The 17,248-nt window shown below is 66.9% G+C and carries 17 protein-coding genes and 1 pseudogene; 11 read left to right on the forward strand and 7 right to left on the reverse strand.

The genetic code is table 11. The annotated features are described in order from the left end of the window. Window positions 1-48 precede the first annotated feature (48 nt). The 6 genes from mshA to NA10_RS16185 all read left to right on the forward strand — a co-directional run bounded on the left by mshA (window position 49) and on the right by NA10_RS16185 (window position 8,125). A complete protein-coding gene (gene mshA / locus NA10_RS16160) occupies window positions 49-1,476 on the forward strand; it encodes a D-inositol-3-phosphate glycosyltransferase (RefSeq protein WP_373862381.1) in 1,428 nt (475 codons plus the stop codon). Beyond that, window positions 1,473-1,994, forward strand: a complete 522-nt coding sequence (locus NA10_RS16165) for a type III secretion system chaperone family protein (protein ID WP_067568655.1) — start codon at window positions 1,473-1,475, stop codon at window positions 1,992-1,994. Before mshA ends, NA10_RS16165 begins: the two co-directional genes overlap by 4 nt. A gap of 39 nt (window positions 1,995-2,033) precedes the next feature. Further along, window positions 2,034-2,927, forward strand: coding sequence for an ROK family protein (locus NA10_RS16170; RefSeq protein ID WP_067568656.1), 894 nt, complete (start codon window positions 2,034-2,036; stop codon window positions 2,925-2,927). 5 nt (window positions 2,928-2,932) lie between these two features. Next, entirely contained in the window at window positions 2,933-3,670 is a 738-nt protein-coding gene (locus NA10_RS16175) for a phosphoglyceromutase (RefSeq protein WP_067568685.1), read from the forward strand. Window positions 3,671-3,910: 240 nt separating this feature from the next. After that, window positions 3,911-5,962 carry a CocE/NonD family hydrolase gene (locus NA10_RS16180; RefSeq protein ID WP_067568657.1) on the forward strand — a complete coding sequence of 684 codons (2,052 nt, stop codon included), beginning with the start codon at window positions 3,911-3,913 and terminating at the stop codon, window positions 5,960-5,962. A gap of 132 nt (window positions 5,963-6,094) precedes the next feature. Beyond that, the gene (locus NA10_RS16185; protein ID WP_067568658.1) at window positions 6,095-8,125 is read left to right on the forward strand and encodes a CocE/NonD family hydrolase; all 2,031 of its coding nucleotides are present in this window, start codon (window positions 6,095-6,097) and stop codon (window positions 8,123-8,125) included. 72 nt (window positions 8,126-8,197) lie between these two features. Here the strand turns inward: NA10_RS16185 and NA10_RS16190 are convergent, their stop codons facing one another. Continuing rightward, the gene (locus tag NA10_RS16190; protein WP_067568659.1) at window positions 8,198-8,845 is read right to left on the reverse strand and encodes an NADPH-dependent F420 reductase; all 648 of its coding nucleotides are present in this window, start codon (window positions 8,843-8,845) and stop codon (window positions 8,198-8,200) included. Between the two features lie 88 nt (window positions 8,846-8,933). On the opposite strand from NA10_RS16190, the gene NA10_RS16195 reads away from it, so the two are divergent. The 3 genes from NA10_RS16195 (at window position 8,934) to NA10_RS16205 (ending at window position 11,425) form a co-directional block, all read left to right on the forward strand. Beyond that, window positions 8,934-9,326: a winged helix-turn-helix transcriptional regulator gene (locus NA10_RS16195; protein WP_067568660.1), complete on the forward strand. Its 393-nt coding sequence runs from the start codon at window positions 8,934-8,936 to the stop codon at window positions 9,324-9,326. 165 nt (window positions 9,327-9,491) lie between these two features. After that, window positions 9,492-10,739 carry a sensor histidine kinase gene (locus NA10_RS16200; RefSeq protein WP_067568661.1) on the forward strand — a complete coding sequence of 416 codons (1,248 nt, stop codon included), beginning with the start codon at window positions 9,492-9,494 and terminating at the stop codon, window positions 10,737-10,739. Further along, window positions 10,736-11,425, forward strand: a complete 690-nt coding sequence (locus NA10_RS16205) for a response regulator (protein ID WP_067568662.1) — start codon at window positions 10,736-10,738, stop codon at window positions 11,423-11,425. The genes NA10_RS16200 and NA10_RS16205 overlap by 4 nt, the downstream gene beginning before the upstream one ends. A 190-nt stretch (window positions 11,426-11,615) precedes the next feature. Here the strand turns inward: NA10_RS16205 and NA10_RS16210 are convergent, their stop codons facing one another. From NA10_RS16210 to NA10_RS16235, 6 genes are all read right to left on the reverse strand, one after another. Beyond that, the gene (locus NA10_RS16210; protein WP_067568686.1) at window positions 11,616-11,966 is read right to left on the reverse strand and encodes a hypothetical protein; all 351 of its coding nucleotides are present in this window, start codon (window positions 11,964-11,966) and stop codon (window positions 11,616-11,618) included. A 191-nt stretch (window positions 11,967-12,157) separates the two neighbouring features. Next, a complete protein-coding gene (locus tag NA10_RS16215) occupies window positions 12,158-12,646 on the reverse strand; it encodes a hypothetical protein (RefSeq protein WP_067568663.1) in 489 nt (162 codons plus the stop codon). A 14-nt stretch (window positions 12,647-12,660) separates the two neighbouring features. Continuing rightward, window positions 12,661-13,116 (reverse strand): hypothetical protein, encoded by a 456-nt coding sequence (locus tag NA10_RS16220; protein WP_067568687.1) that lies wholly within the window; start codon window positions 13,114-13,116, stop codon window positions 12,661-12,663. Window positions 13,117-13,140: 24 nt separating this feature from the next. Continuing rightward, window positions 13,141-13,680 carry a hypothetical protein gene (locus tag NA10_RS38015; protein ID WP_176580422.1) on the reverse strand — a complete coding sequence of 180 codons (540 nt, stop codon included), beginning with the start codon at window positions 13,678-13,680 and terminating at the stop codon, window positions 13,141-13,143. Window positions 13,681-13,747: 67 nt separating this feature from the next. Next, window positions 13,748-14,386: a hypothetical protein gene (locus tag NA10_RS38020; protein WP_067568665.1), complete on the reverse strand. Its 639-nt coding sequence runs from the start codon at window positions 14,384-14,386 to the stop codon at window positions 13,748-13,750. A gap of 103 nt (window positions 14,387-14,489) precedes the next feature. Then, entirely contained in the window at window positions 14,490-15,392 is a 903-nt protein-coding gene (locus NA10_RS16235) for a DUF3109 family protein (RefSeq protein ID WP_245677362.1), read from the reverse strand. 65 nt (window positions 15,393-15,457) lie between these two features. Between NA10_RS16235 and NA10_RS16240 the strand changes: the two genes are divergently transcribed. Continuing rightward, window positions 15,458-16,450 (forward strand): Ppx/GppA family phosphatase, encoded by a 993-nt coding sequence (locus NA10_RS16240; RefSeq protein WP_067568666.1) that lies wholly within the window; start codon window positions 15,458-15,460, stop codon window positions 16,448-16,450. Then, window positions 16,447-17,248 (forward strand): annotated as a pseudogene (locus tag NA10_RS16245) (hypothetical protein); the annotation flags it as partial. The gene NA10_RS16240 and the pseudogene NA10_RS16245, both read left to right, overlap by 4 nt.

Consider the following 17,248-nt stretch of genomic DNA (forward strand, 5'->3'; position numbering starts at 1 on the left):
GTCGAGTCACTAGGTCGGGTAACCCACGTATATTCACTTACCGTCGGCGTGCACACTGGTGTAGTGAGTCAACGTTCCGACCTACGGCCCAATCGGATAGCCGTGCTATCGGTGCACACCTCACCTCTGGCCCAACCGGGCACCGGCGATGCCGGCGGCATGAATGTGTACGTCCTGCAGACGGCCATCGAATTGGCCCGCCGCGGTACCCAGGTGGAGATCTTCACCCGCACCACCTCCTCCAATGACGAACCCCTCGTGGAGGCCGCACCGGGCGTACTGGTCCGCAATGTGGTGGCCGGACCGTTCGAGGGTCTCGACAAACACGATCTGCCCACCCAGCTCTGTCCGTTCGCGGCCGAGGTGCTGCGGCAGGAGGCCCGGCACCTGCCCGGGCACTACGACCTGATCCACTCGCACTACTGGCTCTCGGGCCAGGTCGGCTGGCTGGCCCGGGATCGCTGGCAGGTGCCGATGGTGCACACCGCGCACACCCTGGCCGCGGTGAAGAACGCCTATCTGGCCGAGGGCGATGTGCCCGAACCCGCCGCCCGCGTTATCGGCGAGAAACAGATTGTCGCCGAGGCGGATCGGCTCATCGCCAATACCGGTGAGGAGGCGCGGCAGCTGGTCGAGCTGTACGGCGCGAATCCGGACCATATCGATGTGGTGCTGCCCGGTGCGGATCTGAGCCGGTATCAGCCCGGTTCACGCGCCGCCGCGCGCGCCGAACTCGGCCTGCCCGACAATGAGCGAATTGTCGCTTTCATTGGGCGGATTCAACCGCTCAAGGCCCCCGATGTGCTGGTTCGCGCGGCCGCGCAGGTGCTGGCCGAGGAGGCCGCGCTACCGCGGCGTCCCGAACGCCCGCTGCGCGTCCTGATTGTCGGCGGACCGTCGGGCAGCGGGCTCGAACGCCCCGACGCGCTGATCGAATTGGCTGCCGCGCTCGGCATTTCCGATCGCGTCACCTTCCTGCCGCCGCAGCCGCCGCATCGCCTGGTGCAGGTGTACCGGGCCGCGGATCTGGTCGCGGTGCCCAGCTACAACGAATCCTTCGGCCTGGTCGCCATCGAGGCGCAGGCCAGCGGCACCCCGGTACTGGCCGCCGATGTGGGCGGGCTCGGCACCGCCGTGCGCGACGGGGTCACCGGTCTGCTGGTGCCCGGGCATCGCACCCCGGACTGGGCCGCCGCCCTGCGCTCGCTGCTCGACAATCCCGGCCGCCTGGATGTGATGGGTGTGGCCGCGGTCGAGCACGCCGCCAATTTCTCCTGGGCGCATACCGCCGACGGCATGCTGGATAGTTACGCCGCCGCCCTCGGCCAATCGCGGGATCGCCGCAATCGCACCGGTAGCGTGCATGCGGACAGTAATCACGCCAGATCTTTGGGGTGGCCGGTTGGTAGCCCGAGGTCGAAACATCTGGAGGTCGCGCCGGCATGGCGACGCAGGATGGGAGTCGTACGCCGATGAGCGACGCCGTGCAGGACGAATCCGCCCGTACGACAGCGCAATTGATCGACGAGACACTGCGCGAGCGCGAGATCGAATACTCGCGCGAGGGCGACGGCACCTTCGTGGTGGTGCTGCCCGGCGAGCGCAAACTCAAGACCGTCATCGGCGTCACCGTCGGCAAGCACGGCATTCGGATGGAGTCGTTCGTCTGCCGCAAACCGGACGAGAACTTCGAGGGCGTCTACAAATTCCTGCTGCGCCGCAATCGCCGCCTCTACGGCGTGGCGTACACCATCGACAAACTCGGCGATATCTACCTGGTCGGCCGCCTCTCCAACCACGCCGTCACCGCCGATGAACTCGACCGCTGGTTCGGCCAGATCCTCGAGGCCGTCGACGCGGACTTCAACACCCTGCTCGAACTCGGATTCGCGGAATCCATTCGCAAGGAATGGAAGTGGCGGGTCTCGCGCGGCGAATCACTGAAGAATCTGCGCGCCTTCGAACATCTCGTGGACGCCGAGGACAAGGCGTAGCCTGCTCCGGAACCCCGAGGCGAAGGAGACGGCAAATCCATGGTGGCGCTGGCCCTTGATATCGGTGCGACGAAATTCGCCGCGGGCATTGTCGATTCGGACGGCGGCGTCAGCGCGGTGCGCCGGATCCAGGTCCCCGAGACCAAGGTGTGGACCGCCTGCCTGGAACTCCTGCTGACCGTCGCCGGTACCGAGGAGGTGTCCGCGGTCGGCATCGGCGCGGCCGGACCCGTGGATGTGCGCACCGGATCGACCGGGCCGCTCAATATCCCGGAGTGGGTGCACGGCTTCGGCCTGATCGACGCCGTTCGAGAGTTGTTCCCCGAGGCGGAGATTCACTTCGCCATCGACGGCGTCTGCCTGGCGCTGGCCGAACAGCGTTTCGGCGCCGCCCGCGGCGAATCGAACGTGCTCTGTATGACGGTGTCCTCGGGCATCGGCGGCGGGGTGATCTCCGATGGCCGAGTCGTCATGGGCCGCACCGGAAATGGCGGCCATATCGGCCATATCATCGTTCCGGATAACGAAGAACCCTGCGCCTGTGGCGGTTTCGGCTGTGTCGAGGCCGTGGCGAGTGGCAAATCCTCGGTGCGCTGGGCGCGTCGACAGGGCTGGACCGGTGCGACCGGCATAGAACTCTCCGCCGCCGCGCACGCCGGGGACGAGATCGCCCTGGCCGCCATGCACCGTTCCGGTACCGCCCTGGGCACCGCCATCGCCTCGGCCGCGGCCCTGCTGGACACCGATCTGGTGGTCGTCGGCGGCGGCTTCGCGCAATCCGGTGAGCCGCTCTGGGCCCCGCTGCGGGCCGCCGCGGCCGCACACGCCCGGCTGTCCTTCCTGCGTGAATTGCGGGTGGTCCCCTCCGAACTCACCGACCAGGCCACCCTCGCCGGGGCCGCGCTACTGGCGAAACAGGGCGTGGAAAGATGACCCACATGACGTACACCCTCGTGCTGCTGCGCCACGGCGAGAGCGAATGGAATGCCCTCAACCTGTTCACCGGCTGGGTGGACGTCCGTCTTACGGACAAGGGCGTCGCCGAAGGCAAGCGTGCCGGTGAATTGCTGGCCGAGCACGGGATTCTCCCCGATATCGTCTACACCTCGCTGTTGCGCCGTGCCATCAGCACCGCCAACAACGCATTGGACGCCTGCGATCGCCATTGGATTCCGGTCGTGCGCGATTGGCGTCTGAACGAGCGTCACTACGGTGCGCTGCAGGGTAAGAACAAGGCGGAGATCAAGGATCAGTACGGCGATGAGCAGTTCATGCTGTGGCGTCGCAGCTACGACACCCCGCCGCCGCCGATCGAGGCCGGCAGCGAATACAGCCAGGACGCGGATCCGCGCTACGCCGATATCGACGTGCCGCTGACCGAATGCCTGAAGGATGTCGTGGCGCGCATGGTGCCGTACTGGGAGGACACCATCTCCCGGGATGTCACCGCCGGTAAGACGGTTCTGATTGCCGCGCATGGCAATTCGCTGCGCGCGCTGGTCAAGCACCTCGAGGGCATCTCCGATGACGATATCGCCGGGCTGAACATCCCCACCGGCATTCCGCTCAAGTACGAGCTGGACGAGAACCTGCGCCCGCTGGGCCCGGGTGAGTACCTGGACCCCGAGGCGGCCGCCGCGGGCGCCGCCGCCGTCGCGAATCAGGGCGGCAAATAACTCGTAGTAACGCGAACGCGCTGTCATCGAATAATTCGGTGGCGGCGCGTTTTTCATTTATCGAGCGCGTGTTGTGATCTGGATCTCAGTACGGCACCGTAGGGTATTCACCTGTGCCGCAATGCAATTTGCCGAAATTTTGCCCATTAAAACGGGTAACTGTAACCGGGCTTTGCAACTTACTTCCGAGTAGATATGCTTCCGGACGTTCGACCATTTGCGAGAGGTAGATCACGTTCGATGAAGCACGCGCTACGGGTCACGGTGCTCGCCACCGCGACCGCTCTGCTCATTCCTCTGTCCGCCGGCAATGCTGATGCGGCCCCCACCCCGATCGGCCCCGACGGTGGCGCCGCGGGCGCGGCCTGGACCGCCACCGAGGACGGTCAGCAGCAGTACCCGAACGTCTTCATCGAATGGGACGTCCCCATCACGATGAGCGACGGCACCGTGCTCAAGGGCAACGTCTACCACCCGGCGGACGCCTCCGGTCGTCCGATCGACACCCCGACGCCGACCGTGCTGAATATGACGCCGTACACCAAACTGGTGTCGAACGTCGCAGACAGCGCCTTCGCCATTCCCGGCCTCGGCGACGCGCTGGTCAACGTCTTCCGGAACATCAACCTCACCGGCACACCCATCTCCGGCTTCGGCGAATTGCTGAACGCGGCGGGCAACGGCGAACTCCGCAACTTCTCCGTCGACCGCCAGCTCATCAAGTCCGGTTACACGCAGGTCGTCGTCGACGTGCGCGGTACCGGATTCTCGCAGGGCGAATGGGACATGCTGCGCCGGCGCGAGCAGCAGGACACCGTCGAGACCATCGACTGGGCCTCCAAGCAGAGCTGGTCCAACGGCCGCATCGGAATGAACGGGCTGTCCTACAGCGCCATCAACCAGGTGCAGGCGGCGGAGAAGAATCCGCCGGCACTCAAAACCATCTTTCCGATCGTGCCCGGCAGCGACCTCGTCGACGATGTGCTCGCGCCCGGCGGCGGCTTCGGCTTCAACTTCATTCCGCTGTGGCTCAGCGCCATCAACGGTCTCAAGTGGGTGCCGGACCTGGCCTCGATCGCGCAGGGCAAGTTCGACTTCAAATGGTTGCGGGACCGCGCCGACGATCCGTTCACCTATCTGGACGTGCTCATGTCGGCGTACACCAGCACCGATATGAACACCCTCGATCCGCGGGTGAAGAACATGCTCAACGATCTGTCCTCGGAACGCCAAGCGTGGCTTGGTGATCCGAGCCGGATCAGCATCCCGACCTTCGTCACCGGTGGCTGGCACGACCTGTTCACCTACTCGGAATCCAAGATCTACAACGAGATTCCGCTACCCGCCGGGCAGAAGCAGCTGCTGATGGGCAACACCTATCACGTCACCTCCGGCTCCGAGGCCGGTCGCCCCGGTCTGCCCCCGCGCCTGGACGTACTGCAGCGCGCCTGGTTCGACAAGTGGCTCAAGGGCATCGACAACGGCATCGACAAGTACGGCCCGGTCACCCTGCGCCAGCAGGGCGGCGGCTGGATCACCCAGGGCGGCTTCGGTGAATCCGCGCCCTCGGAGGAGGCCGCGCGCTACCGCCGCATGTACCTGTCCGCGCAGCGCAGCGGCACCGCGAACAGCCTCTACGACGGTTCGCTGACCGCCGAGGCCAATGGCGATACCGACCGGCTCAGCGTCGCCATGGGGCTGACCACGCTGTGCTCCAATGACGCCGCACAGGGCAGCGCCGGGGTGCTCTCCATCATCGACGGCTGCGCACTGGACTCGCGCATCGCCGAGACCAACGGGCTCACCTTCACCAGCGCCCCGGTCGCCGAGCCGACCACCGTCTCGGGTCCGATCGCGGTGCATCTCAACACCATTCAGGACGCGGCCGACGGCTACTGGACGGTCACCGTCAATGATGTCGCGCCCGACGGCAAGTCGACCGTGCTGACCTCCGGCCAGATGATGGCGTCCATGCGCCAGATCGACGAGGCCAACAGTTCGCGGTCGGACAGCGGCGATTACACCGATCCGCGCGCCTTCACCTCGCTCGACAAGAGCGAGCCGACGGTGCCGGGTGAGGCCACCACCCTCGATATCGCGCTCAGCGGTACCCAGGCCCTGCTCCAGCCGGGGCACCGGCTGCGGGTGGACGTCTTCGCGGGCAACTTCCCCAAGGGCCTGCCGATCCTGCCGATGCTCCTCGATACCGGTCTGAAGCCGCAGCATGTGCAGCTCGACCCGAATCGTCCGAGCTTCGTCAATATCCCGGTTCGCGGTAACACCGGTTGGTGATTCCGTCCCACCGGGCATGAGATCCGGGTGTGCACAATGGCGTGCACACCCGGATTTCTGCCTTTTGTGCAGTTTCACTAACTTTCGGGGAAGCTGTCCCAGACTGTCCCGGCTCACCTAGTTTGACGAGCTATGCCCCTCCTGCTGCGAGTCGCGGTGGCCATGACGGCCGCCGTGGTACTGACACAGTTCGTCCCGCCCGCCGCCACCGCCGATCCCGTAGGCCCGGACGGCGGCGGCACCGGTGCGGAATGGGCTGCCACCGAAGACAATCCACAGGTTTATCCCAATGTGTACATCGACTGGGATGTGCCCATCACCATGACTGACGGCACGGTGCTGAAGGCGAACGTCTACCACCCGGCCGATGCGTCCGGACAGCCCATCGCCGATCCCACGCCGACCATCGTGAACCTCACGCCCTATACGAAACTCGGCTCCATGATCGCGGATTCGGCCATGTCGGTGCCGGGACTCTCGGATCTGGTGGTGCAGGCGTTCCGGAACTTCGATCTGACCGGGACACCGATCTCGGGGCTCACCGATCTCACCAAGGCGCTGGGCGGCGGACTGCTGCGCACCTTCACCGTGGATCGGCAGTTGATCAAGTCCGGATACACCCAGGTGGTCGTCGATGTGCGCGGAACCGGTTTCTCCCAAGGAGATTGGAATCTGCTGGGGGAGCGGGAGCAGCAGGACACCGCCGAGGTGATCGACTGGGCATCGAAGCAGGGCTGGTCCACCGGGGATATCGGAATGTCGGGCGTCTCCTACTCCGGGCTGAACCAATTGCAGGTGGCCGCGAAACAGCCGCCCGCGCTCAAGGCCATCTTCCCGGTCGTACCCAGCCGCAATCCGTTTCGCGATCTCGTCGCACCCGGCGGGGCCATCGGCGCGGCGTTCATGCCGATGTGGCTGGCGGCGGTGAACGGCGGCAAACTCGTCCCCGATCTGACCGCGCTGGCGCAGGGGCGCTTCGATATGCGCTGGCTCGCGGACAGATTGGCCGATCCGTTCACCTTCGTGGACGCGCTGCTGGAAGTGTTCCTGCAACCGAATATCGACCAGCTGAGCCCCAAGATCCGCGCACTGCTGGACTCGGGCAGTCCGATGCGGCAGGCGTGGGAGACCGATCCGTCACGAATCACCGTGCCCGCCTTCATCACCGGCGGCTGGCACGATGTCTTCGTGGCCTCGCAGGCCGACGTATATCGCCGAATCCCCTTGCCGCCCGGGCAGAAACAGCTGCTGGTGGGCGACGGATACCACATCTCGAACGGTAACGAATCCGGTCGCCCGGGGCTGCCGCCGCGCATGGATGTGCTGCAACGCGCGTGGTTCGACAGGTGGCTCAAGGGGATCGACAACGGTATCGACCAGTTCGGCCCGGTCACCGTGAAGGAGCAGGGCGGCGGCTGGATCACCGCCCCGTCCTTCCCGCAGCCGGGTATCGAGTATCGGCGCATGTACCTGGACGGCGCGCCCAGCGGCACCGGCGGGCACAGCGTGCACGACGGCTCACTGTCGACCGCGCCCGGCGGCGGCGACCTGCTCACCGTCGCACCCGGGCTGACCGGGCTCTGCTCCCGGGACGCGGCGCAGGAGACCATCGGCATCATCTCGCTCATCGATGCCTGCGGAAAGGACTCCCGCATACAGGAATCCAACGGCCTGACCTTCACCAGCGCCCCGGTCGCCGAGCCCACCACCGTCTCCGGTCCCATTGCCGTACACCTGAACACGGTGCACGACGCCGCCGACGGCTACTGGGTCGCCACCGTCAATGACGTTGCCCCGGACGGTCGTTCGACCGCCCTGTCCACCGGCCAATTGGTCGCCTCACTGCGTGCCCTCGACGAATCCCGCAGCACCCGCGGATCCAACGGTGACTACACCGATCCGGTCCCCGATCTGTCCCTGGACACCCGTCAGCGGACGGTGCCGGGACAGCCTGTGGCACTGGATATCTCGATCGCGGGCATAGACGCCGTCCTGCAACCCGGCCACCGCCTGCGTGTGGACGTCTACGCGGGCAACTTCCCGAAGGGACTGCCGCCCACCGCCATAACGGTCGACACCGGCCTGCTCCCGCAGCATCTGCTGCTCGATCCGGCCGAGCCCAGCTATGTGAACCTGCCGGTCCGGGGCAACCCCGGCTGGTGAGCCATTCCCGTCATCCCGGCCGAAAGCATGCCGGGATGACGAGAGGTGCATGGCCTCGATGTGGAAAGCCAGTCAGTCCGCGTCGGCGAAGGTTGCCTCGAGTGGCGGGAACATGGCGCGAGAATCGTTGCCGCCGAACCACTGTCCGACCACGAAGGCCGAGGTCGCTTCGAGGTATCTGGCCTGGGCGAGACCGCCCGCGTGGAATGGCTTCAGCTTCATGTCCTCAACCAGGGCGGCGACGCGGGCGACGGCGGCCGCGTTATCCCCGCACAATGGGACCAGCAGGGTGTGGCCCTCGAATTCGCGCGCCGGTCCCGCGTACACCTCGGCGGCGCAGACGTTGAACCCCTTCACCACGTGGGCCGCCGGGACGGTTGCCGCAATACGTTCGGCGACAGCGTCTTCGGAGAGCACGAACGTGCCGCTGTCCGGCAGGAACGCATTCGTGCAGTCGATGACAATGCGCCCGGCCAGCGCCTCCCCGATGGTCTCCAGTACTTCGGTCAGCGCCGAGACCGGCAGGGCCAGCAGCACCGCCTCGCCGAACTCGGCCGCCTCGGCGACGGTCACCGCGTGCGTCCCGTGCCCGATAACCGTCGAGGCCGCCCGCGCCCTGGCCGTATCCCGGGCTCCGATCGCGATGTCATGTCCGGCCGCGGCCCACTGTCCGCCGAGCGCCCGCGCCATGGCTCCGGCGCCGATGATTCCGATTCGCATGTGAACTCCTAGGTCGTGATTGCGTATTCGACGTTAGGAATTCCGATACGCACCCCCGGGTGCGCTTCGGCACTGGCAGGCTGGAGTCATGACGATCGAGGCGGTCACCCCCGAGGCCGTGGAGTTCCCGGCGTACGGCGATTACGAATCCGACTGCCCCGCACGCCTGGCGGTGGACATCTTCGGCAACTCCTGGCTGACGGTGATCGTCTACACCCTGCGCGAGGGCCCCATGCGCCCGGTCGAGTTGTGCCGCGCCATCGGCGGTATCAGCCAGAAGATGCTCACCCAAACCCTGCGCCGGATGGAGCGGATGGGATTGCTGGAACGTCGCCGCTACGCCGAAGCGCCACCGCGCGTGGAGTACGAGTTGACCCGCGCGGGCCGCGATCTGCTCCAGCCGATCCTGGCGCTGGGCGTCTGGGCGGATCGGCACGGCGACGCGGTCCGCGAGGCCCTCTACGGCGACCCCGGGGACTGACGAGCGCACTACACGGTGGTTGCCACAAAAATGCCGAACACCGCCCCCGGCCAGTCGAAACATTGCGTGAACGCCGGGCCAACTCCCGTCGAAGCCCCTGTGACCTGCGTGAAACTTCCTGCACCCGGGGTCGGACCCGGCTGAGACGACCGTACGATTCAAAGTGTGAGCGTTCCACAGGCCGTGCTGTTGGCAGTCCTGGCGGCCGTCGTTGGACTGGCAGTCGGTGGATTGCTCATCCCCTATGTCAATGCCCGGCAGGAGCGGCTGCGCGCCGCCACCGACTCGGGCCTGACCATGTCGCAGGTCCTGGACCTGATCGTGCTCGCCTCCGAGAGCGGTATCGCGGTGGTCGACCAGTACCGCGATGTGGTGCTGGTGAATCCGCGCGCCGAGGAGCTGGGCATAGTGCACGATCGGCTGCTCGACGAACGCGCCTGGTCCGCCGTACAGCAGGTGCTGGCGGGCGGTACCGATATCGAATTCGAGCTGACGGCGAAGATCCCCATGCCGGGCCGGGCGCGGCTGGCGGTCCGGGGTGTTGCCAGGCCGCTGTCACAGGAGAACCCGAACTTCGTGGTGCTCTTCGCCGACGACGATTCCGAACAGGCCCGCATGGAGGCCACCCGCCGCGATTTCGTCGCCAATGTGAGCCATGAGCTCAAGACCCCGGTGAGCGCCATGAGCCTGTTGGCTGAGGCATTGCTGGAATCGGCGGACGATCCGGAATCGGTGCGGCACTTCGGCGAACGCCTGCACGGTGAGGCCCGCCGCATGGGCAAAATGGTGACCGAGCTGATCGCACTGTCCCGGCTGCAGGGCGCGGAGAAGCTGCCCGAACTCGAGGCCGTCGATGTGGACAGCGTGGTCAATCAGGCCATTGAACGCTCCCGCACCGCCGCCGAGGCCGCCGGCATCACCGTGAGCACCGACTCCACCAGCGGTCTCGAGGTGATCGGCGATCAGACGCTGCTGGTGACGGCGCTGTCGAATCTGGTGGAGAACGCCATCGCGTACTCGCCGCGCGGTTCGCAGGTTTCGGTGTCCCGCGCGCTGCGCGGCGGTCATGTGAATATCGCCGTGACCGATCGCGGTATCGGGATCGCCAAGGAAGACCAGGAACGCGTCTTCGAAAGATTCTTCCGGGCCGACAAGGCGCGCTCGCGCGCCACCGGCGGCACCGGGCTCGGGCTGGCTATCGTCAAGCATGTAGCGGCCAACCACAGCGGTGAGGTCACCCTGTGGAGCAAGTTGGGTACCGGATCCACGTTCACGCTGCGGATCCCGTCCCACCCCGTCGACGGCAACGGCGTCGACAAGAGACTTTCCGCCGGGCTTCCGGCGGCGAAGAAGGAAACCGGCCCGCGCCCCCTCGGGCGGGCCAGAACCAACGGTGTGGAGGCAACCCGATGACGAGTGTGCTGATCGTCGAGGACGAGGAGTCGCTGGCCGATCCGCTCGCATTCCTCCTGCGCAAGGAGGGGTTCGAGGTCACCGTGGTCGGTGACGGCCCGTCCGCGCTGGCCGAGTTCGACCGGTCCGGGGCGGATATCGTCCTGCTCGATCTCATGCTGCCCGGAATGAGCGGCACCGATGTGTGCAAGCAGCTGCGCGCTCGCGGCAGCGTCCCGGTCATCATGGTGACCGCGCGCGACAGCGAGATCGACAAGGTGGTCGGCCTGGAGCTGGGCGCCGACGACTATGTCACCAAGCCGTATTCCTCGCGTGAGCTCATTGCCCGCATCCGCGCCGTCCTGCGCCGTGGCGCGGGCGAGGAGGCCGACAACGGCGGCGAGACCAGCGTGCTGGAGGCCGGACCGGTCCGCATGGATGTGGACCGCCACACCGTCCAGGTGAACGGTAAGGCGGTGACGCTACCGCTCAAGGAGTTCGACCTGCTGGAGTATCTGCTGCGCAACTCCGGTCGGGTGCTGACCCGCGGTCAGCTCATCGACCGCGTCTGGGGCGCCGACTACGTCGGTGACACCAAAACCCTCGACGTGCACGTCAAGCGCCTGCGCTCCAAGATCGAATCCGATCCGGCCAAGCCCGAGCACCTGGTGACCGTCCGCGGCCTGGGCTACAAACTCGAAGCTTGACCGCCTCCCCGACCCCGCAGCGCCCGGCTCAGAGCCGCCGGCGGTTGGGCACGCGTGGCGGCGGTCGGGCGCCGAGCCGATTTCGGGGGTGCCCCGGGAGTTATCCGAGACTCACGAAATCAGTTGTCCCCGAACGTAAAAACCCGCGCTAGCTTCGGATTCCGAAGCGGGCGCGGGTTTTCGGATGTGACTATGCGTTCGGGTCGGACTGCATGGTGTAGACCCAGCCCGGGCCGAGGCCGGGGATGTCCTGCTGGGCCAGGTTGATCCAGCCCAGGTCGTCCTGCTGCTTGCAGTCGTACCAGGCGATGTCCTGGCCGTTGCCGCGGCAGGCGATGGTCCGGCTGGTGCCGTACGGGCTGACGATGATCAGCTTGCCGCTGTCCTTCGCGCTGAGCACGTTCAGATCGTTGTACGGCACGAAGTTGGCGGTCACATCGGAGAACTTGGCCGGATCGGTGTTATCGGCACCGGCGTGCGGCGCAAGGGTGAGAACAACACCGGCGGCCAGCGCGGCGACGGTGAGCGATTTCTTGATCATGGGCACGATGTCTAACACGTTCCGGTGAACCATCAGTAGCCAACCGGTGTCACGCATACTTCCCGCAACTCACAATCCGAGGTCGCCGACCTGGTAGGACTCCGAAACAGACTTGGGCGCAGCCTGATTCGAATGTCGCCGCCGAGTGATCCGGTTCACCTGCTGTACACCTGTCGCCGTCGCCACACCCGCTAGCTGCCCGCGCTGCCGCTGAGTCCGCCGAGCAGCCCGCCCAGCGCCTTGCCCGCGCTGCCGGAACTGCCCGAACCGCCGCTGCCACCGCCGGGCGTGCCCGGGGTGCCGCCGCCGGGCGTACCCGGAATGGCGGGATCCACCACGGTGATGGCGATGGTCTTGGTGCTGCCGCCCTGCGAGCAGGTGAGCAGATGCCGTCCGGCGGTGGTGGGCTTCCAGGTGATGCTGGAGTACCCGACCGGCCACGGCACCTTCGGTCCGCTCAGGTCATTGCCGTTGTCGGTCCAGTACACAAGTAGTCCGATACCAGCACCGCTGAGATTCGCGGTGAGCGTGTACTCGGTGTTGATCGTGTGCGGATCGCCGCCGGTGATGGTGATCGAATCGACCGTGGCGCTGGCCTGCGGCGCGGCGAGGACGACCACCGCGGCCGCGGTGGCGATACCGGCGACGCCCGCGCCGAGGCGCCGGGAAATGCTGCTCATGCTGTTTCTTCCATTCACTTGCCGGTGGTGCCGCTGCTGCCGCTGCCGAGCGGCCCGGCGGGCCCGAAGCCGCTGCCGGAGCTGGAACTGCCCGAGCCGATCGGCTTGTCCGCCACGTTCACGACGGTGGACCGGGTGCTGCCGCCCTGTTCGACGGTGATGATGTGCTGCCCCTTGGTGGACGGCGTCCAGCTGATGGAGGCGTGCCCGACCGGCCACGGCACCTTGGGGCTGCCGATGAATTCACCGTTGTCACTGAAGTACACGAGCAGCCCGGCCGATGCGCCGCTGAGCGTGGCCGAGAGGGTGTACGTCGAATCGACCTGGAAGTTCGATCCCTCCACCGTGACCGTGTCCACCGCCGCGCAGGCGGTGGGCGCGGCCAGGATCGCGGCGGCGGCCACGGCCGCGAAGCCGGTGATGCCCACACCGGCTCGGCGGGCGGCGGACCGCGGTGATGCGATGCGCATGCTCTGGTTCTCCTGATCCATGACCTACGAGCTGCCGAACAAGCCGCCGGACAGACCGCCGAGGATCTTGCCCGCGCTGCCGGTGCCGCCGCTGCCGGTGCCCGCGCCCGGGTTGGTGGTGGTCGGGGGTGTGGTGGGCGGTGTCGTGGGCGGTGTGGTCGGCGGTGTCGTGGGGGGAGTGGTCGGCGGGGTCGTGGTGGAACCGCTCGCCACATTGATCACGATCGACCGGGTGTGGCCGCCCTGCGAGGCGGTCAGAATGTGCTGTCCGGCCGTGCTCGGGGTCCAGTCGATCGAGGCGTGCCCGACCGGCCACGGCACCTTGGGTCCGCTGAAGTCGTTGCCGTTATCGCTCCAGTAGACGAGCAGGCCGATCGAGGCCCCGCTCAGATCGGCGCCGAGGGTGTAGGTGTTGCCGACCCGGAAATCCGATCCGGTGATGGTGACGGTGTCGACATTGGCCTGGGCGGTCGGCGACAGCGCGAGGACGAGCCCCGCACCACCGGCGACGGCCGCCGCGGCCATGCCCGCGCCGATGCGGCGGCGAGAAGTGTTGTTGCGCATGAAGTCTCCTGTGCACACCTGGGGACAACTCTGAGCCCCGGGCAATTTCGGAAAGAAGGGTTCGGCGTCAGAGGCCGAACGGGAGCAGACCGTCCGCGCTGCCCGTACCGCCGTTGGGCTTGCTGGTGGTCGGCGGGGCGGTGGTGGTCACCGGCGGAGTGGTGGTCGGCGGCACCGTGGTGGGCGGCACCGTGGTCACCGGCGGTTCGGTGGTCGGCGGCACGGTTGTCGTCGGCGGCACGGTGGTGGTGGGCGCGACCGTCGTGGTGGGCGGCACGGTCGTGGTCGGCGGGACCGTCGTGGTGGGCGGCACGGTGGTGGTGGGCACCGATCCGTCCGTCACGGTCACCACGAGCGATTTGGTGCTGCTGCCCTGGGAAGCCGTGAGCACGTGCTGCCCAACGCTTTTCGGCGTCCAGTCCAGGCTGGCGTGGCCGACCGGCCACGGCACCTTGCCGGCGGGGGTGAGGCTGTCGCCGTTATCGCTCCAGTAGATGAGCAGGCCGATGGAGGCGCCGCCGAGGTCGGCATTGAGGGTGTAGCTGTTGCCGACCTTCAGATCGGTGCTCGAAATGCTGATCGAGTTGACCGCGGCATTGGCCCGGGGTGCTTCGGGCGCGGCGAGGACGGCGATGATGCCCGTCGCGACGGCGAGCCCGGCAAGTCCGGCGCCGAGGACGCGCCGGTTGGGCGGAGTGTTGCTCATGTGTGCTCCTGTGCTGCGGCCCACGAGGGGGTGTGGGTCCGTCGCACAGTAGGTGAGCGGTGAAGTGAAACGGGGCACTTTCAGAAAGTTACCCGCAAGTTAATTAACCCCGTTTATTCCCGGTGGTCTTCTTCGCCCCGGTCGCGGCCTCGTCCTGGGCCTTCTGCTGGGCGATGACCGTCGCCGGATGCACCGCCACAATCCCCAGCCCCTGCCGCCGCCGACAGTGCTGCGCCAGCTCGTCATAGGCGGGCTTGCCGATCAATTCGATCAGTTCCGGGGCGTACGCCTCCCATACCGGCCGGGTGCCGACATGCGCGTCCGGCGACCCGGTGCAGTACCAGTTCAGATCCAGACCGCCCGGTCCCCAACCCCGCCGGTCGTATTCGCCGATCACGGTGCGCAGGATCTCCACCCCGTCCGGCCGGTCCACCCAGTCCTGGGTGCGGCGGATGGGCAGCTGCCAGCACACCTCGGGCTTGACGGTGAGCGGTTCCAGTCCCTTGCGCAGCGCCATGGTGTGCAGCGCGCAGCCGATGCCGTTCTCGAAGCCCGGCCGATTGAGGAAGATGCACGCGCCGTCCACCCGCCGGGTGCGCAGGGCGGGCTCGTCGTCGAGATCGTCCTCTTCCAGATACAGCTTCTTGCGGACCTTGCCCTCCTTGTCGAGGGCCCTCGGCATGAGCTGCCAATCCTCGGGTGTGAGCATTTTCACAGCCTTGGCGAGTTTCTTGCCGTCCTCCTCGTCGGAGAGGAACGCGCCGTGCGAACAGCAGCCGTCGTCCTCGCGCCCGGCGATGATGCCCTGGCATGCCGGAGTGCCGAAAACGCACGTCCACCGCGACAACAGCCAGGTCATGTCCGCCGCGATCAAATGCTCGTCATTAGCCGGGTCGACAAACTCGATCCACTCGCGCGGGAAGTCGAGCTCTACTTCGGGAGCCGGGTCGATCTTCGCCGCTGGTCGCAGCCCGGTCGGGCCACTCGCGGATGCACCTGCCGTCACAGTGCGGAACGCTAACAGCTCAGTCGCCTGGCCTGAAGTCGTGACGCACCCAGTACCGTGTTCTTGTGCGGCTAGGTGTACTCGATGTGGGAAGCAATACCGTTCACCTGCTGGTGGTGGACGCGCATCGCGGTGGCCACCCGATGCCGATGAGCTCGACGAAGGCCACGTTACGGCTTTCCGAGAGCATGGACGATCAGGGCCGGATCACGCCCGCGGGAGCCGCCAGGCTGACCGCGACTGTGGCCGAGTTCTCAAGTATCGCAAAGACTTCCGGCTGCGCGGAGTTGATGGCATTCGCCACTTCCGCGGTGCGTGAGGCCGCCAATTCCGAAGAGGTCCTGGCGCGCGTGCGCAGTGCGACCGGGGTCAATCTGCAGGTCTTGAGCGGAGCCGAAGAGGCGAACCGCACCTTCCTGGCGGTGCGCCGCTGGTACGGCTGGAGCGCCGGGCGGATTCTGAACCTGGATATCGGCGGCGGCTCGCTCGAGATGAGCAACGGCGCGGACGAACAGCCCGATGTCGCGCTCTCGTTGCAGTTGGGCGCGGGACGACTCACCCGGGATTGGCTGCGGCACGATCCGCCGGGCAAGCGCCGGGTGGCGGTGCTGCGCGATTGGCTCGACGCCGAACTGGTGCTGCCCTCCAAGCAGCTGCTCGAGGTGGGTCGCCCGGATCTGGCGGTGGGCACCTCCAAGACCTTCCGGTCGCTGGCCCGGCTGACGGGCGCGGCCCCCTCGGCGGCGGGTCCGCGGGTGCGGCGTACCCTCACGAGTTCCAGCCTGCGGCAACTGATTGCGTTCATATCGAGAATGACCGCCGCGGACCGTGCAGAATTGGAAGGCGTGAGTTCGGATCGGTCACAGCAATTGGTGGCCGGCGCGCTGGTCGCGGAGGCGAGTATGCGGGCATTGTCACTGGATACGCTGGAAATCTGTCCCTGGGCACTGCGTGAGGGATTGATCCTGCGAAAACTTGATACCGACCTGGGTAGCGAACCGATAACTGGCGGCTCCAACGGCGGCCAGCCGGGCACGATCGAAACGGTGTCTCGATGACCGAGGATATTAGTCAACTGTCCGTCGCCGAACTGCTGGCGCGAAACGGGCAGGGCGCGGCCCCCAATACGGGGGGTGGCGGGCGCAGACGTCGGAGTGGGCGCGGCATTTCGGTCGCGGATCTGACCGGCGATATACCGATGGTGCGGAACGGTTCGTCCTCGCACGCGGCCTCGGACGATGGGGACGGCGGCCACGAGGAGAGTGCTCCGGCGGTCCCGGCGCCCCAACCTAATTCGGGCGAATCGGACTATTCAAACCTTTCGAACTACTCGAATAATTCTGACTACTCAAACTTTCCGGATTACTCGGACTTTTCCTACAGCTCGCCCACCCCGCAGGCCGACTATCCGGACTATTCCGGCTATACCGCGCCCGCCGAGCCCGAACCCGCGTACTCCCCACTCTCCGGCCCGATTTCGTACTACGACCCGCTGGCCACCCCGGAACCCCCGTCCCTACCCGAGCCGTCCGGCTACCAGTGGTCGGGCGGCTCCGACCGTCTGAACGGCCATGCCGCCCCCGGCCTGGAACCGCCGCGCTCCGGCCGGCGCCGCAAGCCCGATCCGCTCGACGCCGAGGTCTCGCTCGCCGAGATCGAGGACCCCACCGCCGCCGTTCGTGAAGAAGGCGGCCGGCGCCGCCGCTTCGATCCGGAAGAGGACACCACCGACGAGGTGCGCCCCTTCCGCGGTACCGGCCGCACCCCCGGCGGCAATGACAGCGCCATGGGCGCTCTCGACAGCGCCGGTCGCTCCCGCCAATTCGACGCCGCCCCCGCCTGGTCGCCGGAGCCGC

The organism is Nocardia acidivorans NBRC 108247, assembly GCF_001625085.1.
GTDB lineage: Bacteria > Actinomycetota > Actinomycetes > Mycobacteriales > Mycobacteriaceae > Nocardia > Nocardia acidivorans.